The 23,282-nt window shown below is 67.5% G+C and carries 24 protein-coding genes; 3 read left to right on the top strand and 21 right to left on the bottom strand.

What is annotated here, in order from left to right; translation table 11 throughout:
• Positions 1–65 precede the first annotated feature (65 nt).
• The 10 genes from ACOI2T_RS16060 to secA2 form a co-directional block, all read right to left on the bottom strand.
• Positions 66–686, bottom strand: coding sequence for a MerR family transcriptional regulator (locus tag ACOI2T_RS16060; RefSeq protein ID WP_067851881.1), 621 nt, complete (start codon positions 684–686; stop codon positions 66–68).
• 249 nt (positions 687–935) lie between these two features.
• Positions 936–1,430: a bifunctional nuclease family protein gene (locus tag ACOI2T_RS16055; protein ID WP_036439829.1), complete on the bottom strand. Its 495-nt coding sequence runs from the start codon at positions 1,428–1,430 to the stop codon at positions 936–938.
• Positions 1,431–1,526: 96 nt separating this feature from the next.
• A complete protein-coding gene (gene ftsR, locus ACOI2T_RS16050; RefSeq protein ID WP_409505342.1) occupies positions 1,527–2,270 on the bottom strand; it encodes a transcriptional regulator FtsR in 744 nt (247 codons plus the stop codon).
• 5 nt (positions 2,271–2,275) lie between these two features.
• On the bottom strand, positions 2,276–2,758 hold the full coding sequence (gene garA / locus ACOI2T_RS16045) for a glycogen accumulation regulator GarA (protein WP_067851884.1): 483 nt from the start codon (positions 2,756–2,758) through the stop codon (positions 2,276–2,278).
• 186 nt (positions 2,759–2,944) lie between these two features.
• On the bottom strand, positions 2,945–3,340 hold the full coding sequence (gene gcvH / locus ACOI2T_RS16040) for a glycine cleavage system protein GcvH (protein WP_067851885.1): 396 nt from the start codon (positions 3,338–3,340) through the stop codon (positions 2,945–2,947).
• Between the two features lie 44 nt (positions 3,341–3,384).
• A complete protein-coding gene (locus tag ACOI2T_RS16035; RefSeq protein WP_409505421.1) occupies positions 3,385–4,131 on the bottom strand; it encodes a DUF881 domain-containing protein in 747 nt (248 codons plus the stop codon).
• A 142-nt stretch (positions 4,132–4,273) separates the two neighbouring features.
• On the bottom strand, positions 4,274–4,606 hold the full coding sequence (locus tag ACOI2T_RS16030) for a small basic family protein (RefSeq protein WP_036439818.1): 333 nt from the start codon (positions 4,604–4,606) through the stop codon (positions 4,274–4,276).
• 29 nt (positions 4,607–4,635) lie between these two features.
• The gene (locus ACOI2T_RS16025; RefSeq protein ID WP_409505341.1) at positions 4,636–5,535 is read right to left on the bottom strand and encodes a DUF881 domain-containing protein; all 900 of its coding nucleotides are present in this window, start codon (positions 5,533–5,535) and stop codon (positions 4,636–4,638) included.
• A 28-nt stretch (positions 5,536–5,563) separates the two neighbouring features.
• Entirely contained in the window at positions 5,564–6,193 is a 630-nt protein-coding gene (locus ACOI2T_RS16020; RefSeq protein WP_085145538.1) for a CDP-alcohol phosphatidyltransferase family protein, read from the bottom strand.
• Between the two features lie 11 nt (positions 6,194–6,204).
• Positions 6,205–8,550, bottom strand: coding sequence for an accessory Sec system translocase SecA2 (gene secA2, locus ACOI2T_RS16015; RefSeq protein ID WP_409505340.1), 2,346 nt, complete (start codon positions 8,548–8,550; stop codon positions 6,205–6,207).
• Positions 8,551–8,647: 97 nt separating this feature from the next.
• Here secA2 and ACOI2T_RS16010 point away from each other — a divergent pair, with 97 nt between their 5' ends.
• The gene (locus ACOI2T_RS16010) at positions 8,648–10,579 is read left to right on the top strand and encodes an ABC transporter ATP-binding protein/permease (RefSeq protein ID WP_409505339.1); all 1,932 of its coding nucleotides are present in this window, start codon (positions 8,648–8,650) and stop codon (positions 10,577–10,579) included.
• Positions 10,580–10,603: 24 nt separating this feature from the next.
• On the top strand, positions 10,604–12,514 hold the full coding sequence (locus ACOI2T_RS16005) for an ABC transporter ATP-binding protein/permease (RefSeq protein ID WP_409505338.1): 1,911 nt from the start codon (positions 10,604–10,606) through the stop codon (positions 12,512–12,514).
• Here the strand turns inward: ACOI2T_RS16005 and ACOI2T_RS16000 are convergent.
• Genes ACOI2T_RS16000 through ACOI2T_RS15980 form a run of 5 tightly spaced genes read right to left on the bottom strand, consistent with a single transcriptional unit; the run spans position 12,511 to position 16,222 of the window.
• Complete coding sequence (locus ACOI2T_RS16000) at positions 12,511–13,986, bottom strand: FAD-binding protein (RefSeq protein ID WP_409505337.1); 1,476 nt, start codon at positions 13,984–13,986, stop codon at positions 12,511–12,513. The genes ACOI2T_RS16005 and ACOI2T_RS16000 overlap by 4 nt on opposite strands.
• Positions 13,983–14,477 carry a VOC family protein gene (locus tag ACOI2T_RS15995; protein ID WP_409505336.1) on the bottom strand — a complete coding sequence of 165 codons (495 nt, stop codon included), beginning with the start codon at positions 14,475–14,477 and terminating at the stop codon, positions 13,983–13,985. Before ACOI2T_RS15995 ends, ACOI2T_RS16000 begins: the two co-directional genes overlap by 4 nt.
• 44 nt (positions 14,478–14,521) lie before the next feature.
• On the bottom strand, positions 14,522–15,160 hold the full coding sequence (locus ACOI2T_RS15990; RefSeq protein ID WP_409505335.1) for an SRPBCC family protein: 639 nt from the start codon (positions 15,158–15,160) through the stop codon (positions 14,522–14,524).
• Positions 15,153–15,500, bottom strand: a complete 348-nt coding sequence (locus ACOI2T_RS15985) for an ArsR/SmtB family transcription factor (protein WP_409505334.1) — start codon at positions 15,498–15,500, stop codon at positions 15,153–15,155. Before ACOI2T_RS15985 ends, ACOI2T_RS15990 begins: the two co-directional genes overlap by 8 nt.
• 38 nt (positions 15,501–15,538) lie before the next feature.
• Positions 15,539–16,222: a TetR/AcrR family transcriptional regulator gene (locus ACOI2T_RS15980; RefSeq protein ID WP_409505333.1), complete on the bottom strand. Its 684-nt coding sequence runs from the start codon at positions 16,220–16,222 to the stop codon at positions 15,539–15,541.
• A gap of 109 nt (positions 16,223–16,331) precedes the next feature.
• On the opposite strand from ACOI2T_RS15980, the gene ACOI2T_RS15975 reads away from it, so the two are divergent.
• On the top strand, positions 16,332–16,772 hold the full coding sequence (locus ACOI2T_RS15975) for a nitroreductase/quinone reductase family protein (protein ID WP_409505332.1): 441 nt from the start codon (positions 16,332–16,334) through the stop codon (positions 16,770–16,772).
• On the opposite strand, the gene ACOI2T_RS15970 is transcribed toward ACOI2T_RS15975, so the two are convergent.
• The 6 genes from ACOI2T_RS15970 to ACOI2T_RS15945 form a co-directional block, all read right to left on the bottom strand.
• On the bottom strand, positions 16,769–17,473 hold the full coding sequence (locus ACOI2T_RS15970; RefSeq protein ID WP_409505331.1) for an Rv1815 family serine proteinase: 705 nt from the start codon (positions 17,471–17,473) through the stop codon (positions 16,769–16,771). The two genes, ACOI2T_RS15975 and ACOI2T_RS15970, sit on opposite strands and share 4 nt — an antisense overlap.
• A 176-nt stretch (positions 17,474–17,649) precedes the next feature.
• Positions 17,650–18,276: a LysM peptidoglycan-binding domain-containing protein gene (locus ACOI2T_RS15965; RefSeq protein WP_409505330.1), complete on the bottom strand. Its 627-nt coding sequence runs from the start codon at positions 18,274–18,276 to the stop codon at positions 17,650–17,652.
• A 109-nt stretch (positions 18,277–18,385) separates the two neighbouring features.
• On the bottom strand, positions 18,386–19,792 hold the full coding sequence (locus ACOI2T_RS15960) for an NAD(P)/FAD-dependent oxidoreductase (protein ID WP_409505329.1): 1,407 nt from the start codon (positions 19,790–19,792) through the stop codon (positions 18,386–18,388).
• Between the two features lie 59 nt (positions 19,793–19,851).
• A complete protein-coding gene (locus ACOI2T_RS15955) occupies positions 19,852–20,997 on the bottom strand; it encodes a cation:proton antiporter (protein WP_067851901.1) in 1,146 nt (381 codons plus the stop codon).
• A 4-nt stretch (positions 20,998–21,001) separates the two neighbouring features.
• Positions 21,002–21,511, bottom strand: coding sequence for a cation:proton antiporter regulatory subunit (locus ACOI2T_RS15950; RefSeq protein ID WP_409505328.1), 510 nt, complete (start codon positions 21,509–21,511; stop codon positions 21,002–21,004).
• A gap of 74 nt (positions 21,512–21,585) precedes the next feature.
• A complete protein-coding gene (locus tag ACOI2T_RS15945; RefSeq protein ID WP_409505327.1) occupies positions 21,586–23,139 on the bottom strand; it encodes a carboxylesterase/lipase family protein in 1,554 nt (517 codons plus the stop codon).
• Positions 23,140–23,282 lie beyond the last annotated feature (143 nt).

Below are 23,282 nucleotides of genomic sequence, written 5' to 3'. Positions count from 1 at the left end.
CGCGCAGAGCGGGAAACGTCGGCCGCAACGCCGGAAGCGTTACCGCTCAGAGAGTTTGCGCGGGCTCAGCCGATCTTGCGGTCGCGGCTCTTGCGCCGGGAGGCCAGTTCGTCCTCGGGGGTCGCGATCGACTCGCCGCCGTCGGCACGCTCGCCGGGGAAGTCGGCGATCGCGCCGGTCAACTCCCGCATGGCACCCGACACCGCGATGCCGAACACGCCCTGACCACCCTGCAGGAGGTCGACGACCTCTTCTGCCGACGTGCATTCGTACACCGTGGTGCCGTCGGAGAACAGCGTGATGTTGGCCAGATCCTGGACTCCGCGCTGACGCAGGTGATCGACCGCGACCCGGATGTTGTGCAGGGAGATCCCGGTGTCCAGCAGGCGCTTGACGATCTTGAGGACGAGGATGTCCTTGAAGGAGTACAGCCGCTGGCTGCCCGAACCGGCCGCGCCCCGGATCGAGGGCACCACGAGCGAGGTGCGGGCCCAGTAGTCGAGTTGCCGGTAGGTGATGCCGGCGATCTGGCACGCGCTCGGGCCGCGGTAGCCGACGAGTTCGTCCGGAACGGAGTCATCGGGGAACAACCCGGCTTGAACAGGTTCGCTGGACACCCTGACGGGCGGCTCCGCCCCACTTCCGGTGGTCAGATCCAGCTCTTCCTGCCGTGGCGTGTCACCCACTGTGAATCCTCTCGCCGTTCGAACTCGCCCGCGGTCTACCGCAACGACCTGCACTGCGGCGGTTTGCTACAAGCCCGAGTGTGTCGAGCATACGCTTCCCGTCGAGCCATGACTGCTCGCTGCAACCAAAGTATGGCTGCCGGATTCCCCGTTGGATGACTCCCGCGCCGCGTGTCGACACCGATGAGGCCAGTTGAGACGTATCCGTGACCTCAACCGGCACAGCCGGCTCAGCGACGCGGGGCGAGCTCATGTCGCCTTGAAATCGTCCGGCGACACGCTGTCGAGGAACTCCTTGAACTTCTCGACCTCGTCCTCGCGGACGGTGCCTGCCGCTTCCTCGTCGTTCTCGTCGGGGATCAGCAGCCCAGCCTCGGCCAGCACTGCCTCCTCGACGTAGATCGGCACGCCGACCCGCAGGGCGATCGCCACCGAGTCCGACGGCCGGGCCGACACCTTGATGTCGCGGTCGAAGATCAGGTCGGCGTAGAACGTGCCTTCCTGCAGGTCGACGATGCGCACCTCTTTGAGCGAATGCCCCAGCGCGGCAATGAGATCTCGGATCAGGTCGTGCGTCAACGGCCGGGCGGGCTCGACGCCCTGCTGTTCCAGCGCGATCGCGGCGGCCTCCGACTGGCCGATCCAAATCGGCAGGTAACGGTCACCATTGGACTCGCGAAGCAGCAGCACCGGCTGGTTCTGCGGCTGCTCCACGCGAATGCCGACAACCCGAACCTCAGCCATCTGTGCCTACCCTCCGCACCGCTGTGCTGTTTCGTCCGTGATTCATCCGAAGCGGACCTGACCTTGACGAAGTAGCCGTCAAAACGAGTCTAATCCTCAGCGATCCAGAACGTCGCGTACGGCCGACTTGATCAGCGACGTGTGCAACGTGATCGCCAGCGCCGCCACTTCGCGGGCCAGATCGTCGGCCCGGTCCCTGGCGCCCGCCTTGTCCGCCTTGACCACCGGTCCGGCGATCTGGGCGATGAGGTCCGACTGCCGGTCGGCGGCCGAACGGAAGGCCCGCAGATGCCGGGGCTCCACCCCGTAGTCGGCCAGTGCTCTCGCGCATTGGGCGATCACCACCGAATGCTCGTCGAACAGGCCGGCGGGCCCGGTGGTGATGACGCCGTTCTTGACGAGGGCGCCCAAAAGCTCCTCGTCGACGCCCGATCGGGCCAGCAGATCTTCCCGTGACAGCCGCACCTGGGTCGGCGCCACCGCCGACACGCCCGGCGTGCCGTCGCCGTCGGTCTCGCCGGCGACCGTGACCAAACGCGGTACGGCATAAGCGGATCCGGCTTGCGGCAGCTCACCGTCCGGTTGCGCGTCCAGCTGTGCCTTGATCACCTTCAGCGGCAGGTACTGGTCCCGCTGCGCGGTCAGGATGAACCGCAGCCGGGCGCAGTCGTAGGCGGTGAACCGCCGGTAACCCGACGCGGTGCGCTCCGGCGTGACCAGTCCCTCGGCCTCAAGGAACCGGATCTTGGAGATGGTCACATCCGGAAAGTCGCCTCGCAGCAGGTCCAATACCGCGCCGATCGACATCCCGGCCAGTGCAGGTCTGTCGGGGGCAGTCATTTCGGCTAGGCGGTCGAGCCGCTGTCGTCGTCGGACTTGGGGCCGGTCAGGAACACCAGGCGGAACTTGCCGATCTGCACCTCGTCGCCGTTGGCCAGCACCGCGGAATCGACCGGCTCGCGGTTGACGTAGGTGCCGTTGAGGCTGCCGACGTCCACCACCTGGAATTCACCGCTCTCCAGCCGGAACTCCGCGTGGCGGCGGCTGACGGTGACGTCGTCGAGGAAGATGTCGCTGTCCGGGTGCCGCCCGGCCGACGTGGTCGGCTGGTCGAGAAGGAAACGCGACCCCGCATTCGGTCCGCGCTTGACGACAAGCAAAGCCGACCCCGACGGCAGGCCCTCGACGCCGGATACGGCGCCCTCGGTTCCCGCCGCGGCGGGGGCATCCAGTTCGTTCAGGAAGTCCGCACGGAAGACCGACGTGGTCTCCACCGTTACATCTTCCGACGTCTGATCAGCCCCCAGATTGCTGTCTTTGTCCGTCACCCGCTGCTCCTCACTGGCTGCTGTGGCGTTGCCCGGCGGGGCCGCAGCCCTCGCCGGTCTCACGTCGACCGTACCGCGCAACAGGCGTCGCTGTATCCACCACCGCCGGATCCGATGGGGTAGATATCTGCGCGCCGGGCATGGTCGATCCGGTCATCGAACCGGCCCCGAAACCCTAACAATCCCTCATTCGGTCACGACCGCGCGGTAGCCGTCGGCGTCCAGCAAACCGGATAGGGCGTCTTCGACGGCACCCTCCTCCAGCCGCAGATCGACCAGCCAGCCCTCACCGTACGGATCGGAATTCACCAGCTGCGGGCTGCCGTCCAGATCCCCGTTGACCGCAACGACTTTCGCGGTGACCGGGGCATAGAGGTCCGACACCGACTTGGTGGACTCGACCTCACCGAACGCGTCACCGGCCGCGAAGTCGGCACCCACGTCGGGCAGTTGCACGAACACCACATCGCCCAGCGCCGACTGGGCGTAGTCGGTGATTCCGACGCGGACCGTGTCGTCACCGGTGCGCAACACCCACTCGTGTTCGGAGGTGTAGTACAGGTCGGCTGGGATCTCGCTCACGACGCTCCTTGCGGGTCAGGGTCGGTGGTCAGATTAACGGGCAATCACTTGACGGGCTGAGAGTATTGGCGCGGTTTCGGTTGCCGCAAGGCGGTGACGTCGACACGCTCGGCCTGTCGTACCACCATCGTGCCGCCCACCCGCTTCACACTGTCCATCGCCCCGCCGGGTATGTTCATCGCCGCTGCGAGCGTGGGCGGATCGCCAATGGCAAGAACCGAATACGGCGGACGCAACAGGACGTTGTCGACCGTCAGTTCGCCGGGGGCGCCGACGATCCAGGTGTCGACCCCGACGCGCACCGCCGTTTGCTGATCGCGGATCTCGATCGCTTCGGCGCCCGCGGCCCGCAGTTCGTTGATGACATCGAGCATGATCTCGGCCGCGACGCCCGGCCCGTTGTCTTCTATGGTCAGCGTCACCCCCGGCCCGGTCGCCCCGACCGTGCCGATCTGGATGGACAACGCCGCCAACCGGTCTTGCGCGTTCTCGATCGCGGCTTGATCGCTACTGCCGGACGCCTGCAATTGCTGCAGGGTCCGCTGCAGGTCGGCGACCTCGGTGTTCAGCGAAGCCTCACGCTGCTGCAGCGAATCCAGCAGGATCAGCAGATCGGCCGGGCGTGCGGTCTCCAGTGAGTCACCGGACTCGTTCTGGCGTACCTGAGTGACGATCGCCACACCGAGCAGCACGCACAACAGCGCCCCCAGCGCACCGAACATCAGCTGTGAGCGGGTGCGCCGGAAGACGCGGAGATGACGGAACCGCCGCGGCGACACGTCGTCCGGCATCTCGTGACGGCCATGATGCTCTGCCGGCCCGCCGGCGTGGTGCTCTGCCGGCCCGCCGGCGTGGTGCTCCGCCGGCCCACCGGCGTGATGGTCCGGCGGCCGCTCTGCGGCCCCCTTCTGATCGGGATCGGATTCAGTCATGTCATGCGCCGAACAGCCTGCGCCGCAACGCGGCGGCGTTTCCGAAGATGCGGATACCGAGCACCACGATGATCGCGGTCGACAACTGGGTACCCACCCCGAGCTGATCTCCCACGTACACGATCAGGGCGGCCACCAGGACGTTGAAGACGAACGACACGACGAACACCTTGGAGTCGAAGATCCGCTCCAGATAGGCACGCAGACCGCCGAACACCGCGTCCAGCGCGGCAACCACGGCGATCGGCAGATACGGCTCGACGAACTCCGGCACGCTGGGGTGAAACACCAGCCCCAGCACGATTCCGACGACAAGTGCGGCGATCCCGATCATCTAGCCGATCAATCCTGTGCTACCCACTGTTATCCAATCTGCTTGGCGAAGTTGACATCTCGTACACCGACCGCGGGCACATCGAGCCCGTCCCCGGCGCTGACGTTCACCCCGACGCCGTACGAGGTCTCGAGCAGTCGTAGGCGCTGCAGCCCGGGACTGCGGTCGAACGCATCCGACATCCCGTTCGGCGGGCCGATGGCCACGATGACATATGGACTCGTGATCGGTTGATTGTCGACCAGAATCCCGCCGCCGGCCTGTCGAATGGTGACCCCGGCCCCCACGCGCACGCCGCCGACCGAAATCGCCTCGGCACCGCTTGCCCACAGCGAATTGACCACCAACTGCAGATCACGGTCGAGGATGACCTGCTGGCTGCCCGCCACGCGCTGTTTCGACACGTCGCTGAGATCCTTGGAGACACCGGGATCGGTCACCGTCACGGTGAGTCCCGGACCGATCATCGGGACCGCCGCCGCGGCGACGTTCGCGGTGTCGAGGCTCGACAGCAGCTGCTGGCCGTCCTCGTCCATGCCGAGCCGGGCCCGCCGCTCGGCGTCGACCTGGTCGATGAGCGCACCGCGTTCGGCACTGGCCTTTTCGGCGCCGGCCTCGGCGGCGCGCACGCGGCCGGCCAGTGCGTGCTGGGCCTCGCGGGCGGCCGGCGCCGCGGTCTGTGCCTGCGCGGCGGCCACCGCGAACACCGTGGCGATCGCCAGTGCCGCCAGGATCTGCCAGCCAAACTCCCAAACCCGGGGCCGCGCCCGCCCCGTGGACTCCCGCTCCGCCGCGGCAGCGGCATATCCCGGGTCGAGATGATCGGACAGCAGGGACCGCAGCAGCGAGGGCACCGGGATGCGTTTGGGCGCATCGGCCTCGTGGTGGTTGAGGCCGGCGCCCGACTCGTAGCCACCGAGCAGGCTCATCGGTACGGTCTCTCTTCGCGCAAGCGGCTCATCGCACCACCGGCATGCGGCGCACCACCAGCACCACCTGGATCAGGTACAGCACGGCCGACCACAGGTACAGCGCCAGGCCCCAGATCAGAAACGCCCAGCCGCAGGCCAGGATCACCCTGCTCCACAACGCATCCCACTGCCCGAGCAGGATCAGCGGGAACCCGGACATGAGCGCGAACGTCGCCGCTTTGCCGATGTAGGTGACGGGCAGTGCGGCCAGCCCGCGGCTGCGCAAGATGGGCAGCGTGGCGGCCAGCACCGCGTCGCGTCCCAGCAGGGTCAGCACGATCCACCACGGCACCGCGCCGTAGAACGCGAGCGCCACCGGGACGGTGACCATGTAGATGCGGTCCACCAACGGGTCGAGCAGTTCCCCGAGCCGCGACGACTGGTTGGCCACGAGCCGGGCGATCTTGCCGTCGGCCCAGTCGGAGAAACCGCTGAACATCAACACCGCGACGGCCCAGCCCTGCGCGTGCGCCACGAACAGCAGATACAGGAACACCGGCACCAACACGAGCCGCACCAGACTCAGCGCGTTGGGCACCGTCACCACGCGGTCACGGGCAGATGACTCACCACCCGACACTGCGCTCCTGCCCTGCGGAGCAGGCGCGTCCTCCATGGAACTAAAACTTAGCGGAACACCCCGGGCAGGCTCAGCGCAGACATCGTGTCGTCGGCGAGCGGATTGTCGTGGACCATGTAAGTCCACGTCGACGTCGGCCGCGCGAGCTTCGACAGGTCGATGCCCGGTTCCTCTTCGATCGACTCGGCCGTTTCGAAGGTCTGCTGCGCCGCCTCGATCGCGTCGGCGGCCAGCGAGGCGAACGCGTCGACGGCCATCCGGTGGAACTCGTCGAGCGGGTTCTGCCTGCCCAGCGCCCGCAGGTGGATGCTCTCGCGGATGTCGGCCAGATAGGCCAGGTGCTCACACCAGCCACGGTCGAGGTGGTAGAGCATGATCAACCGGCAGATCTTCTCCAGCCGCTCCTCGGCGTCCTCCCCCAGGTCCTCGGCCAGCTTCTCGTAGCGCTCGGGCGAGCGCTCCTTGAGTTCGTCGCGCGCGGTCGCGGTGCGCAGCAGCGTTTCGCGGCGCTCGACGATGATCGCGCGCTGCTGGGCGATCAGCTGGTTGTACCGCCAGGTGTTGGCGTGTACGTCGAGCAGCCTGCCCTCGGCGACGCGCTGCGCATGGTCGAGCAGCCCGGCCGCTTTCGGTGCGACGATCCGCCCGTCCTCGTCGGTCTCCATCGGCAGCTTGCTGCGCTCGAGGTGCGCGGCCACCACCTCGTCCTCCCAGCTGGAGAAGAACACCGTCGAGCCGGGGTCGCCCTGCCGGCCTGCGCGCCCGCGCAGCTGGTTGTCGAGGCGCTCGGTGTGGTGGCGGCCGGTTCCGACGACGTGCAGACCGCCGAGTTCGGCGACCTTCTCCTTTTCGGGGGCCTGGTCGCCGACGTCCGAACCGCCCAGCCGGATGTCGGTGCCGCGCCCGGCCATCTGCGTCGAGACGGTGACCGCGCCGAGCTTGCCCGCCTCGGCGATCACCGCGGCTTCCTCGGCGTCGTTCTTGGCGTTGAGCACCACCGCCGGAACGCCGGCCTTCACGAGTTTCTCGTGCAATTCCTCGGATTCGGCCACGTCGTGGGTGCCGACGAGGACCGGTTGACCCGTCTTGTGGATCTCGGCGATGTGCTCGACGATCGCGTCGTTCTTGGCCGCCACGTTGATGTACACGCGGTCGGTTTCGTCCTCGCGGATGTTCGGCTTGTTCGGCGGGATGGGCGAAACGCCGAGCTTGTAGAACTGCCGCAACTGCTCGCCTGCGGCGAGCGCGGTGCCGGTCATCCCGCACACCGTGGGATACCGGTTGATCAGCGCCTGCACGGTGATGGTGTCGAGCACCTCACCGGTCTCGGTGGTCTCGATACCCTCCTTGGCCTCGACGGCGGCCTGCAGCCCGTCCGGCCAGCGCTGCAGCGCGGCGATGCGGCCACGCGACGCGTTGATGAGCTGTACGGCGTTGTCCCGCACGATGTAGTGCACGTCGCGCTGCAGCAGTACGTGCGCGTGCAGGGCGACGTTGACCTCGGTGAGGGTGGTGACGACGTGTTCCTCGGAGTACAGGTCGATGCCGCCGAGTTTGGCCTCGATCGCGCGGGCGCCCGCATCGGTGAGGTGCACGTTGCGGCTGTCGGCGTCGGTGTCGTAGTGCTTGCCCGGGGTCAGCTCACCGACCATGCGGATGATCTCGACCCGGGGCTGCTCGCGGTGGCTGGTGCCGGCCAGGACGAGCGGTACGAGCGCCTCGTCGACGAGCACCGAGTCGGCTTCGTCGATGAGCGCGACGTCGGGGTTCGGCGACACCAGGTCCTCGACGTCGGTGACCAGCTGATCGCGCAGCACGTCGAAGCCGATCTCGTTGACCGAGGCGTAGGTGACGTCGCACTGATACGCCGCGCGGCGTTCCTCGGCAGTCGAGTCGGCGGTGATCCAGCCGACCGACAGGCCCAGCGCCTCGATGAGCGGCCCCATCCATTCGGCGTCGCGGCGGGCCAGGTAGTCGTTGATCGTGATGACGTGGACGTTGCGCCCGCCGATCGCGTAGCCGGCCGCGGCGATCGCGCCGGCCAGGGTCTTGCCCTCACCGGTCGCCATCTCGACGACGTCGCCGGCGAGCATGCGCAGCGCCGCGAGCAGCTGGACGTCGAACGGACGCAGCCCGGTCGTCCGCTCGGCGGCTTCCCGCGCGAGGGCGAGGAACTGCGGGATGTCGGCGGCAGCGGCCAGATCCTCGAGCTGCAACAGTTTGGCGGCCTTGGTCAGCTGTTCGTCATCGAGCCCGGCGGCCTTCTCCTCGAAGTCCGCCGCCCCTTTGACCTCCGACAGCGAACGGGCCTGATTCCGCTCGGTGCTGGCACCCAGAAGCTTCCAGAACTTGCTGCTCAAGCGCCCCGGTTTGGCGCTGGACGTCTTTGGCACATGTTCACGGTACGCGGAGGACCGCAGACGCCGAACGGGACCGGTTGCACGGAGCCTCCGCGACGCCATCCGCAGGATTGCGGGGTACCTTGCCCGCATGGAGATGTTCACCCCGACTCTCGACTGGGGCAACGAGCTTCTGACATCGCTGGTGTGGATCGCCAAGGGCTGGGTCATCGCGGCGGTGTCGACGATGGTGATCCTGTTCCTGATCGCGCGCTTCACCGAGTGGGGCAGGCAGTACTGGCGCGTCAGCAGCGGTTACTTCACCGGTCCGGACAGCGTCAAGGTGTGGCTCTGGCTGGCCGCGCTGTTGCTGTCGGTGATCACCGGCGTGCGGCTCAGCGTGTTGTTCAGCTTCCAGGGCAACGACATGATGACGAGCTTCCAGGTCATCGCCTCGGGCATCTCCAGCGGCAACGAGGCCGTGCGGGTATCCGGCCGGGACGGCTTCTGGATGTCGCTGGGAGTCTTCACGATCCTGGCGGTCCTCAACGTCGCCAGGATCATGCTCGACCTGTACATGACGCAGCGCTTCATGCTCCGCTGGCGCGCGTGGCTCACCGACCGGCTCACCACGGACTGGCTCGACGGCAAGGCGTACTACCGGGCCCGCTTCATCGACGACACGATCGACAACCCGGATCAGCGAATCCAGACCGACATCGACATCTTCACCGGCAGCGCCGACTCGTTGCCGAACCGGCCCAACAACACCTCGACCGCGACCCTGCTGTTCGGCGCGATCAGCTCGATCGCCTCGATGATTTCGTTCACCGCGATTCTGTGGAATCTGTCGGGTGAGGTGACGCTGCCGCTGATCAATGTCGACCTGCCCCGTGCGATCTTCTGGATCGGCATCGTCTACGTGTTGTTCGCGACGGTCATCGCGTTCTGGATCGGCAGGCCGATCATCTGGCTGTCGTTCAACAACGAGAAGTACAACGCCGCGTTCCGCTACGCCCTGGTGCGCCTGCGCGACGCGTCGGAGGCGGTCGCGTTCTACCGCGGTGAGATCGCCGAACGCACCGGCCTGCGGCGGCTGTTCGCCCCCGTCGTCTCGAACTACAAGCGCTACGTCAACCGGATGACGAAGTTCCTCGGCTGGAACCTCTCGGTGGACCAGGCGCAGGAACTGATTCCGTACGTCGTGCAGTTCCCCCGCTTCTACAGCGGCGAGATCACGCTCGGTGCGCTGACGCAGACCGCGAGCGCGTTCCGCAGCCTGCTCGACGGCCTGTCGTTCTTCCGCAGTGCGTACGACAACTTCGCCGGCTACCGGGCCGCGATCATCCGTCTGCACGGTCTGGTCGTGGCCAACGACGAGGCCCGCGAACTGCCCGAGGTGACGACCACACCCTGCGTCGACGGCACGGTCAAGCTCAGCGAGGTCGAGGTCCGCACCCCGGACGGCAGGCAACTGATCAAGCCGCTCGACATCTCCCTCGACGTCGGCGACACGCTGGTGATCACCGGACCGTCGGGCAGCGGCAAGACCACGCTGCTGCGCAGCCTGGCCGAGTTGTGGCCGTTCACGTCGGGCACGCTGACCCGGCCGTGCGGACCCAACGAGACGATGTTCCTGTCCCAGCTGCCCTACGTGCCGCTCGGCGATCTGCGCGCGGTCGTCACCTATCCGGGCGAAGAAGGCTCCGTCGACGACGAGACCCTCAAGCGCACGCTCAACGACGTGGCACTGGCGCACCTCGTCGGCCGGCTCGACGAAGTCCAGGACTGGGCCAAGGTGCTCTCCCCCGGCGAACAACAGCGAATCGCGTTCGCGCGCATCATGCTCGTCAAACCCAAGGTGGTGTTCCTCGACGAGTCGACATCCGCGCTCGACGAGGGCCTGGAGTTCATGCTCTATCAGCTGGTGCGCACGGAGCTGCCGGACACCATCCTGGTGAGCGTCAGCCACCGCACCACCGTCGAGCAGCACCACACCCACGAACTTCAGCTACTCGGCGACGGCGAATGGCGGCTGGGTCGCGTGGAGGGCGAGGAAGACTCGAAACCCGCTCTGGTGTAACCCGGCCACGGTAGCTTGCCGGGCATGGAGATGTTCACCCAGTCGCTGGACTGGGGCAACGAGATCCTGGCGTCGCTGTTGTGGGTGGCGAAAGCGTGGGCCGTCGGCGCGCTCTCGATGGTCGTCGTGCTGGCCGGGCTGGCCCGGTTCACCGTATGGGGCAGGCAGTTCTGGCGCGTCACGAGCGGCTATTTCACCGGGCGCCAAAGCATTCCGGTGTGGGCGCTGTTGGCCGTGCTGCTGTTGTCGGTGATGGTTTCGGTGCGCATGGACGTGCTGTTCTCCTATTACGCCAACGACCAGTTCACCGCGCTTCAAGTGGCTTTCGAGGGGGCGGGAGCGGGCAACGACGAGGTGCGCGATTCGGGCATCGCCGGTTTCTGGAAGTCCATCGTGATCTTCGCGATGCTGGTGACGGCCGACATCACCCGCACGCTGCTCGACCTGTATCTCATGCAGTACTTCATCATTCGGTGGCGCGTGTGGTTGACCGACCGGCTCACCGGCGACTGGCTCGACGATCGGGCCTACTATCGCGGCCGCTTCCTCGGTGCGTTCGGTGGCCGGCCGATCGACAACCCGGATCAGCGCATCCAGCACGACATCGACGTCTTCACCACCGGCACGGGACCGGAGACGAACAACCCGACGGTCGCGACGTCGCAGACGCTGCTGTTCGGTTCGGTGTACGCGCTCGTCTCGGTTGTCGCGTTCACCCCGATCCTGTGGAATTTGGCCGGGCCGTTGACGATTCTGGGCGTGACGGTGCCCAAGGCGCTGTTCTGGATCGCGTTGTTGTGGGTCGCCGTGACGACGGTCGTGGCGTTCTGGATCGGCAGGCCGATCATCCGGCTCACGTTCCGCAACGAGCTCACCAACGCCGCGTTCCGCTATGCGCTCGTGCGCATCCGCGATTCCGCCGAGGCCGTCGGCTTCTACCGCGGTGAGCGCACCGAACGCGACACGCTCGGGGTGCGATTCGCCCGCATCATCGCGAACTATCGCAGGCTCGTGTTGCGGGGCGTGGCGTTTCTCGGCTGGAACCGGTCCATCAACCAGATCATCGAGCCGCTTCCGACGATCATCCAGGCGCCCCGGCTGTTCGCCGGTGAACTCCAACTGGGCGATGTCACCCAGTCGGCGAGTGCGTTCAACCGCGTGCAGAGTTCGTTGAGCTTCTTCCGGTCGGTGTATGACGCGTTCGCCGGATACCGCGCCGCGATCATCCGCCTCGACGGATTGGTGACCGCCAACGAACAGGCCAGGGCACTGCCGCGGTTGGCGTCCGGGGTCAGCGACAACGGTGGCGTCGAGCTCGCCGACGTCGAAGTGCGTTCTCCCGCAGGCGAACTGCTTCTGGACAACCTCGACATGGAGCTGACGCCCGGCGACCGGCTGGTCATCACCGGCCCGTCCGGCACCGGCAAGACGACGCTGCTGCGCAGCCTCGCACAACTGTGGCCGTACGGTTCGGGCACCGTGCGATACCCCGAGGGCACGGTGATGTTCCTGTCGCAGTTGCCCTATGCCCCGCTGGGCGACCTGCGCGAGGTGGTGAGCTACCCGGAGCCGGCCGGCGCGTTCGGCGATGACGAGATCCGGCGAGCGCTGAGCGCCGTGACCCTGGGCCACTTGTCGTCGCGGCTCGACGAGGAAGCGGACTGGTCGAAGATACTGTCGCCCGGTGAGCAGCAGCGGATCTCGTTCGCCCGCGTCCTGCTGGCCAAGCCGAGCGTGGTGTTCCTCGACGAGTCGACGTCGGCGCTCGACCCGGGTCAGGAGTTCGCGATGTACGAGACTCTGCGGACCGAGCTACCCGACTGCATCGTGGTCAGCGTCAGCCATCGCGAAAGCGTCAACCGGCATCACGAGAAGCAGCTCGCGCTGCTCGGCGATGGGCGCTGGCAGCTGAGCGCCATCGCCGAACAGGCCTAGCGCGCCGCGGCGTGCGCGCCGGCGCGGCGGCCGAAGAACGATCCTTCACCGAGCTGCGTGCCGCTGGCATAACCCTTTCCGTCCTGCGCGATGTTGGAGGCGCACGCCCCCGCCGCGTACAGACCGGGCACGGCGGTGCCGTCCGCCCGCAACACCTCACCGTCGATCGAGACCGCGAGGCCGCCCATGGTGAAGCCCGAGTACATCGCGCGGCCCAGCGACAGGTCGAACGCCGCCCACGGCCCGCTGTCCTGCACCGCAACGTATTCCGGCTGCTTGTGGAAGTCGGGATCCTCGCCCTTGGCCGCGTTCTCGTTGTAGCGCTGCAGCGTCGCCGCCAAGTTGCCCTTCGGGATACCGAGCGCGGTCTCCATCTCCTCGATCGTCTCGTAGCCGTCGATGAACCGGATCAACGGCATGGCAGGCATCTCCATGTGCGCCTCGTCGACGACGAGATAGGCCTCCTGATCGGCCTGCTCGAGCACGAAAGCCGATGTGCGCGAATGGTAGGAGTCCTCGGCGACGAAGCGCTGGCCCTGGTTGTTGACGATCACGCCGGTGAGCAGGATCTCGGGCGGATAGGCCGCGGCGGTGATGAACAGCTGATCGAGGTCCTTGGCGACGCCGCCGGCCGAGACGCCCATCCGAATTCCCAGACCGTCGTCGTTGGGATTGCCGAGGATGTAGGGCTCGACCTCACCGTGGTGCTTGGTGCGCCGCTTGGTGCCCAGCGCGGGCGTGTACTCGGCGACCATCTCGGCGTTCATCGCGAAACCGCCCGCCGCGATGACCACCGATTCCGCTCTTACACAACCGGTTTCGCCGAAGTGCTTCCACTTCACGCCGACGACCGACCCGTTTTCGACCACCAGGTTCGTCGCGCCGACCTCGTAGCGGATCTCGACCCCGAGCGCATCGGCGCGCTTGAGCAGCAGGTCGATGACCATCGCCGCACCGCCCAGCTCGCCCGGCACCGGTACCGAATGGCCGCGCGGCGCCGGCTTGGCCTGTTCGCAGAACGGCCACACCTTCTCGTTGCCGGTGTAGGACAGCCCTTCGGTGCCGGGCGGGACGACCACCTTGCCCGGGTAGAAGCTGCGCTCGAACTGAAAGCCCAGCGATTCCAGCCAGTTGAAGTGCTCGACGCTGCCGTCGCAGTACGCGCGGATCTTTTCGAGATCGGGGTCGCGGGCCACCGAGACCAGGTACTTGTACATCTCCTCCGGGGTGTCGGGGTGCCCGGTGGCCTCCTGCACCGCGGTGCCGCCGCCGAGGTAGAAGTGCCCGCCTGCCATCGACGTGGTGCCGCCCGCAGCGGCCGCACGCTCGAGTACGAGAACCCGGGCTCCGGCCGCGGCCGCACTGACCGCCGCACATCCGCCCGCGATGCCGAAGCCGATCACGACGACGTCGACCTCGTCGGACCAGGACGCGACCTCGGCGGCGTCGACAACCTCGGGGATCTCTTTCACTGCTGCTCCTGTTTCACATGGTCGAAGAACGCCCGGATCTCGGGCGGGATGTAAGCGACTTCCAGATACGGCACCCCGGCCCCCGGCGCCGACAGATAGGCGAATCTCATGCCGCCGGGCATCTCGCCGTGACACACCGCGGGCGTGCCGTCGCGTTCGGCGTCGCGCAGGCGGGCCTCGAACGCCGCGGGGTCGGGCGCCTCGACGCAGACGTGGTGCAGTCCTGGGCCGCTGCGATCCAGGAACTCCGAGTACACGCTGTCACCGCGGACCGGCGCGATCAGTTCGAGCTGTGTGTCCCCGGCGTAACTCAGCGAGATGTCGGCCACGAAATCGGCGGGCCTGCCGCGATGGAAGCAACTGTCGGGGGCGAAGTGGACTGCGGGCATGCGCACCCAACGGCGCGCGCCGAGCAGGGTGGTCAGCGCCTGTTCAGTCGCCGCCAGGTCGTCCGTCACCCAGGCAATCTGGACAGGTGTCTGATTCAGCACGACACGAGGATATCGCCGACCGCGCGGGATGGCTAGAACGCGTTCTAGTTCTGCGGTTCGCCCTGGTAAAAGGCGGCACAACGCTGCGTCGCGGCGCGGGCCCACTCGGGATCGGCGCCGCAGGCCACCAGGGCCCGCTGCCATTGCCCGGCCGCTTCGGTCACGAACCGCTTGCCGTCATCGCTCGCCGACCACGTCTCCTCGAAGCCGGCTTCGATCGCCTCACCGGTCTCCAGGTGAATGGCCAGCCCGACGAGTCCGAGATCCCAGCCGATGCCGACCGCGGCCGGTCCGTACTGGCGCCAGGTGTCGTCGTCGACGTGCGCGATGTGGTCGAGTTCGAATCGGGATCGATCCGGCCTCTCATCGAAGACGCGGACCTCGATCCAGCTGACGTCCCCGCCGAACTCCCACGTGGCGGTGAACTCCCGGGGTGGGTCACAGCTCAGCACCGTGCCGTTGGCATTGCCCTCCAGCTGGTACTGGCCACCGACCCGCAACTCGCCGGTGATCGGCAGGAACCAGCGCGGGATGCGCTCGATGTTGGTCAGCGCGTCCCACAGATCGGCGGCGTCGGTCGGATATGTCTGGCCGAGCGTGATGACGTGCGCCTCCCCCGCTTCGAGCACTCGGGTGCCGACCGTGCGGCGCACGGCGTTGACCTGGTGGGTTACGTCAATCATGGTGTTTCCATTCGATTCTGCGTTGCCTTTTGCCGCGCGCGATCTCGGTTGCCAATGCGTCCAAATGCGGCGTCCAGAACCGCCGGAAGGTGTCCAGCCACTGGTCGATATCACGCAGCGGCGCACTGTCCACCGAATACAGCCTGCGCTGGCCTTCGGCTCGAACATTGGCAAAACCGTTGTCCCGCAATACCTTCAGATGCTGCGACACCGCCGGCTGGCTGATGCCGAACTCCGCTTGGACCTCGGCCCCGATCGCGCCCGCGGTCAGTTCACCGTCGGCCAGCAATTCCAAGATGCGCCGTCGCACCGGGTCGCCCAGGACGTCGAACGTGTGCACGGCTCAAACATAAAAGCTATTACTTATATAAGTCAAGATTAATGTACGGGTCGCGCCAACGTATCGATCAACAACCCGATCTGAAGCTCGAACATCTGCGCCGGATCGGTCAGGGTGTCGGCACCGTACTGCCCGAACACTTCGAGACTGACCGCGCCGACCAGGCCCGCCCACACCAGAAAGCACTTCGCCACGACCGCGTCGTCGCCGGTGAAGGCGAACTCGGCCCGAATGCGCTCAAGGTCGGACGAGAGCGGTTCCGCCACAGCTTCTTTCGTCGCCATGATGTCGCCGGCCGCGATACCGGCGGCGACTGCCGCGAACAACGCACCGACCACCCGCGTGCCGGGCCCGACCGTACGCTCGGCCGGGGCGTGATAGCCGGGCACCGGGCTGCCGTACAACAACGCCCAGCGTGCCGGCTGGTCGATGGCCCAGTCGCGCGTCGCGTGTGCGATGGCGCGGATGCGCGCACGCCAATCGGATTGCGTTGCCGCGCCGTCGACCGCATCGGCGAGTTCGGTGTAGGCGTCCACGACGAGCTGGGTCAGCAGCTCGTCGCGGCTCGCCACGTAGCGGTACACCGCCGACGACACCATGCCGAGGTCGCGGGCTATCGCACGCAGCGACAAGCCCGCCGCACCCTCGGTGACGAGGTGTTGCCGACCGATCTCGATGATCGCGGCCTCGATCCGCTCGCGACTCTCCTGACGCTTTCCCACAGGGCGAGTGTGCCAGAACCGAGATCACTGCTCTTGAAATTCGTGCCCACCCGTGCAACTCTTGAAAGAGAGCACTGCTCTCGAAATGTTTCCCTGCGAAGGAGCCACGATGACAACGCGATACGACGCACCCGGCCCGGTCGCTCGCGCCGGCAACGACCTGATTCGCCACCTCACCGAACTCGGCATCAGCATCGCCGGTACGACGGCGCTGCGGGTACGCGGGCGGCGAACCGGCAAACCGCACGCCGTTGTGGTCAACCTGCTGTCGGTGGACGGCGAGAAGTTCCTGGTGTCACCGCGCGGCAACACGCAGTGGGCCCGCAACGCGAGAGCGGCTGGAGCCGTCGAGATCGGCCCGCGGTGGCGTCGCCGCACCGTGCCGATCACCGAGGTGCCCGATGACGGCAAGCCCCCGCTGCTGAAGCGTTACCTCGACCGGTGGTACTGGGAGGTCAAGGGGCATGCCGCCGGTTTGACACCGCAATCGACCGATGCCGAGCTTCGGGACGGCGCGCGCTCGATCCCGGTCTTCAAATTGCTCGATTAGGGCTGCGGCACAACAGCGTTCGCGATGTCACCGGACGCCTGCACCACCGCATTGCGGGCCTGCCCGCTCGCGCTCTGCCACGACACCGCCGCTGGGTACTGACCCCACGTGCTGTTGAACATCCCGACGATCGCAGCACGGCCGTCGGGAGTGACGACGTACACCGGCCCGCCGGAGTCGCCTTTCTGACTGACCACGCCGTGCGCCATCGTGAACCAGCCGTTGTTGACGGCTTCGATGGTTCCGCAACTCTCGCCGGTGACCACACCGAAGTGGCACACCGGCAGACCCGGCGCGGGCACGACCGCCGGGTCCTCGACCAGCAGGCGACCACCCGGCAGGATGTTGTTGATCGCGACGTCGCCCGCGAGTTGGATCGTTTCCCAGTCGGAGATCATGTGATTCGTGTCGATCGTCGCACCGTCGGGCGTGTTGTCGCGGAATGACGTCTGCTGGCCGATGAAGTTCCCGTTCCGGTCCCCCACGGGGCCGCTGCCCCGGCAGTGGCCTGCGGTGAACCCGATCCGGCTGACCGGGTCGACGTAGCCGAGCGTGCACACATTGGTGTCCTGGCGGATTTCCATGCCGGGGTACACGAGCACACCTGGCATGGCCTGCGCCGTCGGGGCCGCATGCAGCAACACCGCCAGTGGGGCCGCCAGCACGAGTGATCGCAGCGCGCGAAGCCACGGGTGGCGCACGGGCGGCCTCCCATCGGTTTGCGGTCGTGGTGATTTCCAAGGGTACCGGGGCGATGGCCGGTTGCGCGCCGGTTCACCCGCATGAGCGGCGCTGGCTCGCGAATCATCCCGCGGCACATCGGATGAAGCGACGACGGCCCGGACCGCTGAGGTCCGGGCCGTCGGTTCGGTGCAGGTCAGGGAATCGTCAAAACCTGTCCGGGATGGATGAGGTCAGGATTGGAGATTCCGCTGGCATTCGCGATCTGCTGGTACTTGCTGCCGTCGCCGTAGAACCGCTCGGCGATCGCCCACAGCGTGTCGCCGGAGACAACGGTGTAGGTGCGCGGTGCCGGTGGCGGCGGAGGCGGCGGCGGGGCGGCCGGCGCAGCGGCAGGCTCGGGGGCGGGCTCGGGCGCCGGTGCGGGTTCCTCAACCGCGGCCGGGGCGACCTCGGGCTCGGCCGCAGCAGGCGGCGGCGGTGGCGGCTCGGTCGTGTCGGTCTTCGAGGACCACGCCGGTCCGTCCTTGGCGTACAGCACCAGGTTGCGGTCGTCCTGGAGAACCAGTTTGACGTCCTTCTTGCCCTTGGTGTCGGTGTGCCACACCGGCTTCTCCGGTGTGTACAGCACGAAGTTGCCGTCGGTCTGCACTTCGGCGCGGACTACGTCCTGGCCGTTGGTCTCCGTGGACCAGACCGCTTTGTCGCGCGCGTAGAGCACGAGGTTGCCGTCGTCCTGCAACGTGAGCGTGTAGGCGCCGTTGTTGGAAGTGAGCGACCCCCCTTTGTCCAGCTTCTGTCCTTCGGTAAGTGTGTCTCCCACGCAGCTCCCCTTTCTTGACGTTCGACCTACCCGGCCGAGCCTACTGATCTTGGCTTTGCTTGTGTGCGGTTCTGCTCGGCTGAATTCAAACGCTGAAAGAACTTTTGGATTACGAATCGAATCCGAGCCCGAGCGCATCGAGAGAGCGCAGCAGCAGGTTGCGCTGGCCCGCGGCATGGTCGGCCCGGTCGAGTGACCACCGGGTGGCCTGTATTCCCATGCTGGCCAACGGTTCCGGCGGAAACGGCAGCGGCCGTTTGCGGACCATCTCCAGTTCGGTGCGCTCGGTCGGTGTGCCGTCGAGCAGGTCGAGGCACACGTCGGCGGCGAACCGGGCCGCGCCGACACCCAGACCGGTGAACCCGTTGACGTAGGCGACGCGTCCGTTGCGCGCCATCCCCCAATGGGCACAGAAGCGCGTGTTGGTGTCGATCGCGCCGGCCCACCGATGACTGAAGGTCACGTCGCCGAGTTGCGGGAACGTCACGAAGAAATGTGCCGCGAGTTTGCGGTAAGTCGTCGGTCGGTCCTCATAGCCGGCCTTGACCTTACGACCGAAGTGATAGACGGCGTCGTAACCGCCCCACACGATGCGGTTGTCCATCGTGAGCCGGTAGTAGTGGAACTGGTTGGCACAATCGCCGACGCCCTGGCGGCCGTGCCAGCCGATCCGAGACAGCTGCGCATCGGTCAGCGGTTCGGTCGCCAGCACATAGTCGTAGACCGGAACGACGTGAAAACTGTTGCGGCGCAGCAGGCTCGGAAACACATTGGTCGCGAGCACCGCCTGCCGCGCGGTGATGACGGCCTGCGGGGTCTCGATGCGCAGCACCGCTCCCCCGGAATTGATCGAGCGCGCGGCGGTGTGTTCGTGGATGTGCACCCCGGCGTCCGCGCATGCGCGGGCGAGCTCGATCGCCAGTTTGGCGGGGTGCACCAGGGCGCAGGTGTCCCGTTCGAACAACCCGGCCTGATACGTCGGCGAATCGACCTGCGCCCGTACCGCCTCGCGGTCGAGAAACGCGCCCTCGCCTGCGGCGGCCGCCTGTGCGAGCCAGTCGATCTGGTGCGGCTCGGTGGCCACCGTCAGCATCCCGGTGCGCTGCCAGTCGGTGTCGAGGCCCAGCCGGGCGATGTCGGCCTGCATGCCGTCCAGGTTGTCTCGGCCCATCGCGTCGAGCTTGTCGATCTCGTTGGGCCAGCGCGTCTTTCCGTTGTTTTCGCCGTGCGTGAGGCTCGCGTCGACGAATCCGCCGTTGCGGCCGGACGCCGCCCAGCCGACCCGGTGGCCGTCGATGAGCACGATCCGCCAGTCGGGATGACGTTCGGCGGCGTGCAGCGCCGTCCACAGTCCGGTGTAGCCCGCGCCGATCACCGCCAGATCGCAGCTGGCCGAACGGGTCAGCGCGGGATGACGCGGCCTCGGCATGTCGAGCCAGACCGACCCGAGGCTGCTGGCGGCCAGCGCCCGGTCGATCAGTGCGGGATCGACTTCGGCGTCGAACACGGTGCGCACGCTGCGGACCTTACGGGGTCGGGCTCTGCCCGCGCGGGGCATTCGGCGGCACCGTCGCCTCAGCCCCGGATCACGGGCCGTGTGCCGACGTAGCGGGTCAGCACCGGACCGACGATCGCCAGGATGAACACGTACGGGGTGGCGATCGCCTCGAGCTGTTCGTAGGTGGAGCCGACGAGACCGATGATGACGAGGGAGAACTCGCCGCGCGCGATCAGCGCGGTGCCGGCCCGCAGCTGGCCGGGCCGGGCAACGCCTTCGCGCCGTGCGGCGAAACGGCCGGTGAGCACCTTGGTGACCGCGGTGACGGCCGCGAGCGCGAGCGCCGCGGGCAGCATCGGCACGAGATCTGCTGGATCCACCGAGATCCCGATGGCCAGAAAGAAGATCGCCGCGAACAGGTCCCGCAGCGGGCTGAGCACCGTGCGGGCCCGCTGCGCGGAATCACCGGTGAGCGTCAGGCCGACCAGGAACGCCCCGACCGCGGCCGAGGCGTGGATGAACTCGGCGAGCGCCGCGACGATGAGGGTCAGCCCGAGTACCCGCAGCAGCAGCTGCTCGTTGTCCGGATGGGCGACGAACCGGGTGACGTGTTGTCCCCACCGGTAGGACACCACGAAGGCGACGACCAACGCCGTGATCGCAATGGTCATGCCGACCAGCGCATGCAGCAGCGTGCCACCGGCGGCGAGCACTGCGAGCAGCGGCAGGTAGGCCGCCATCGCGAAGTCCTCCAGCACCAGGATCGACAGCACCGCGGGCGTCTCGCGGTTGCCGAGCCTGCGCAGATCGCCGAGCAGCCGGGCGATCACACCCGACGACGAGATGTAGGTGACGCCCGCCAGGGCGAGGATTCCGACACCGGACAGCCCGAGCAGCCAGCCGGCGATCGCGCCGGGAATCGCGTTGAGCAGCAGGTCGACCCACGCCGACGGGAGATGTCTGCGCAAGCTCGTGGCGAACTCCCCGATGGAGAATTCGAGCCCGAGCGTCAGCAGTAGGAGAACCACGCCGATCGATGCGCCGGTGCTGACGAACTCGCCGGCGGCGGGCACCGGGGCGATGCCACCTTCGCCGAGGGCCAGGCCGGCCACCAGATACAGCGGGATGGGCGACAGCGCGAACCGGCGTGCGGCGGTGCCGAGCACGGTGAGCACCGCGAGGATGATGCCGAGCTCAAGGAGAAGCGCAGCCGATACAGCCACCGAGTCAGCCCTGTGCCGGCGCGCCGGGCACGTCTCCACGGGCGACGATCTGCTCGACGCCCGCTATGCCGGAGTCGGTCCCGATCACCACCAGGACGTCGCCGGCGTGCAACAGGTCGGCGGGGCCGGGCGACGCGAGCACCTCCTCGTCGCGCACGATCGCCACGATCGACGCACCGGTGCGGGTGCGGGCTTTCGTGTCGCCCAGCGGGTGGTCGGCGAAGGGACTGCCCGGCCGGATCGTGACCTGACCGGCGTTGAGGCCGGGCACTTCCCTGGTGAGGTCGGCGAACCGCTCGGCGATCCGCGGCGCGCCGAGGATCTGCGCCAGCGCGTCGGCCTCCTCGTCGGACAACCGGAACACCTGTTGGGCCTGGTCGGGATCTTCGTGCGGGTACACGACGACCTCGAAGTTGCCGGTCCGCAGGGCGATGACGCCGATCCGGTCACCGTCGTGGTTCTCGAACTCAAACCTCAGGCCGACACCGGGCAGCAGTACCTCTTTGACGTCCATGCCTCAATACTGCTGCGTCGGCAGCCCGATCAGGTGGGTACTCGGGCAGTTCGGCCGGCCACGTGTCACGACGGTCACCGGAAGTTGAGCACCTCGTCGCCCCACGCTGTGTGGAGGTCGCGGTCGAGATCGGTGACGGTCTTGTCCTCCTTGTCGATCACGAGGGCGGACCGGTCGTCGCGGCGGTATGCCCGCCAGACCGGTTCGCCGGGCGCTCCGGTGGGCTCGCCGGTCGCGGCGAAGTTGACCCAGCGCCGCCGCATTCGTTGCGACACCGCGCGGCCGTGCTTGAGCCCCCCGAGCTTGAATGTCGGATCCTTCGGCCCCGCAACGAGATTGCCCCAGACGTACGGCAACTCGGTCGCGTGAGCGGCGCCCAGGCGCAGCAGCCGCAGCATCGGGGTGGAGAAGTCGAACCGGTAGAGATGGACGGGCGCCACGGCGCTATGCCCTTCGGCGAACCACAACGACGGCATCCGGAAGCCGATGTCGCGTGCCACGCCCATCCCGATCGCCTTGGTGCGCAGACCGGCATAGGCCGAGGTGATCTGCGCTTCGGTCGGCAGCTGCAAGCCCGGTTGCTCCGCGGCGATCCCCTCGAACATCGTCCTGATGGCCTCCGGCGTGATGGGCATCAGCGGCGACTTCATCCAGCGGAACAGCGCCGCTTCGTGTTTGTTGGTGCCGATGATCAACGGCACCGCGTGTGTGCGGCCCTCCCGGGCCAGCTTCACCGGATAGTCCGGTACCAGGTCTCCGTCGACGACGGGCGCGAACGCCAGCGTGCCGGGCGATTGCGCCGGAACGTCGTTGAAGATCGCCTGCGACGCGGCGAGGATCGCGGCCGGCGGGGTGTGCGCGAGCCGGCCCGCGTCGCCGGGCTCGATGCCGAGCCGGTCGAGGAGCTCGCGGGCAACCTTGCGCGAGCGGGCGGCGTCGTAGATCGACGTCGCCGGTGAGCTCTGCGCGATCGCGGCGGTGAACAGCCCATCGGCTTCCGGGCTGGCGAGCAGGGTCGTCACGATTCCCGCACCCGCCGATTCCCCGAACAGCGTGACGCGGTCGGGATCGCCGCCGAACGCGGCGATGTTGTCGCGGACCCACCGCAGTGCGAACAGCACATCGCGCAGGCCGACGTTGGTGTCGAAGCGCATGCCGACGGTGCTGAACTCGGAGAGGTCGAGGAAGCCGAACGCGCCGAGCCGGTAGTTGACGGTGACGACGACGACGTCGCCCTCCGCGGCGAGCACCCGGCCGCGATACAACGGCTGGTTGGCCGAGCCGAGCACATAGGCGCCGCCGTGCGCCCACACCATGACCGGTTTCCGGTCCCCGGGCGCACTGCCCGAGGGCGCCCACACGTTGAGGACGAGGCTGTCCTCACCCTGTTGCCCGCCGAGGTCGAGCGGGATCCTCGGATCGGTCGGCTGCGGGCATACGAGGCCGACCTTCGTGGCGTCGGCGGCCTCACGCCATGGTTGCGGCGGCTCGGGCGCGCGCCACCGCAACTCGGCGAGCGGGGCCCGGGCGTAGCGAACTCCCAACCACGCCTTCGCCGTTCCGTCGTCGGTACCGCGAACCGGGCCGTATTCGGTCTCGACGACGAGGGTGCGCATCGGGTCGGTCATGCATCTCCTCCGTGTCGGGTGATGTGCGCGCAGCGAACTTCTCCACGGTACGCACGGGCAGCGTTCTCGGTGTCGACAAGCCCCGGTGGCCGGCCGCGCGGAACCTGACGTGAACGTTCGCCGCACGGCCTGGCCACAACCGC

The sequence above is a fragment of the Mycolicibacterium wolinskyi str. Jessa 2025 genome (genome assembly GCF_049241375.1).
Taxonomy (GTDB): domain Bacteria; phylum Actinomycetota; class Actinomycetes; order Mycobacteriales; family Mycobacteriaceae; genus Mycobacterium; species Mycobacterium wolinskyi.
Note: the sequence above shows the minus strand (reverse complement) of the source record. Positions and strands in the feature narration are given on the sequence as shown.

Excerpts from the sequence above, each read along its gene's own strand:
- ACOI2T_RS16035 (WP_409505421.1), bottom strand. The coding sequence starts at position 4,131 with ATGCCGGACGACGTGTCGCCGCGGCGGTTCCGTCATCTCCGCGTCTTC.
- ACOI2T_RS16020 (WP_085145538.1), bottom strand. The coding sequence starts at position 6,193 with ATGGAGGACGCGCCTGCTCCGCAGGGCAGGAGCGCAGTGTCGGGTGGT.
- ftsR (WP_409505342.1), bottom strand. The coding sequence starts at position 2,270 with ATGACTGCCCCCGACAGACCTGCACTGGCCGGGATGTCGATCGGCGCG.
- ACOI2T_RS16025 (WP_409505341.1), bottom strand. The coding sequence starts at position 5,535 with ATGAGCCTGCTCGGTGGCTACGAGTCGGGCGCCGGCCTCAACCACCAC.
- ACOI2T_RS15990 (WP_409505335.1), bottom strand. The coding sequence starts at position 15,160 with ATGATTGACGTAACCCACCAGGTCAACGCCGTGCGCCGCACGGTCGGC.
- ACOI2T_RS16010 (WP_409505339.1), top strand. The coding sequence starts at position 8,648 with ATGGAGATGTTCACCCCGACTCTCGACTGGGGCAACGAGCTTCTGACA.
- ACOI2T_RS15945 (WP_409505327.1), bottom strand. The coding sequence starts at position 23,139 with ATGACCGACCCGATGCGCACCCTCGTCGTCGAGACCGAATACGGCCCG.
- ACOI2T_RS15950 (WP_409505328.1), bottom strand. The coding sequence starts at position 21,511 with ATGGACGTCAAAGAGGTACTGCTGCCCGGTGTCGGCCTGAGGTTTGAG.
- ACOI2T_RS16005 (WP_409505338.1), top strand. The coding sequence starts at position 10,604 with ATGGAGATGTTCACCCAGTCGCTGGACTGGGGCAACGAGATCCTGGCG.
- ACOI2T_RS16030 (WP_036439818.1), bottom strand. The coding sequence starts at position 4,606 with ATGATCGGGATCGCCGCACTTGTCGTCGGAATCGTGCTGGGGCTGGTG.
- ACOI2T_RS15975 (WP_409505332.1), top strand. The coding sequence starts at position 16,332 with ATGACAACGCGATACGACGCACCCGGCCCGGTCGCTCGCGCCGGCAAC.
- ACOI2T_RS16055 (WP_036439829.1), bottom strand. The coding sequence starts at position 1,430 with ATGGCTGAGGTTCGGGTTGTCGGCATTCGCGTGGAGCAGCCGCAGAAC.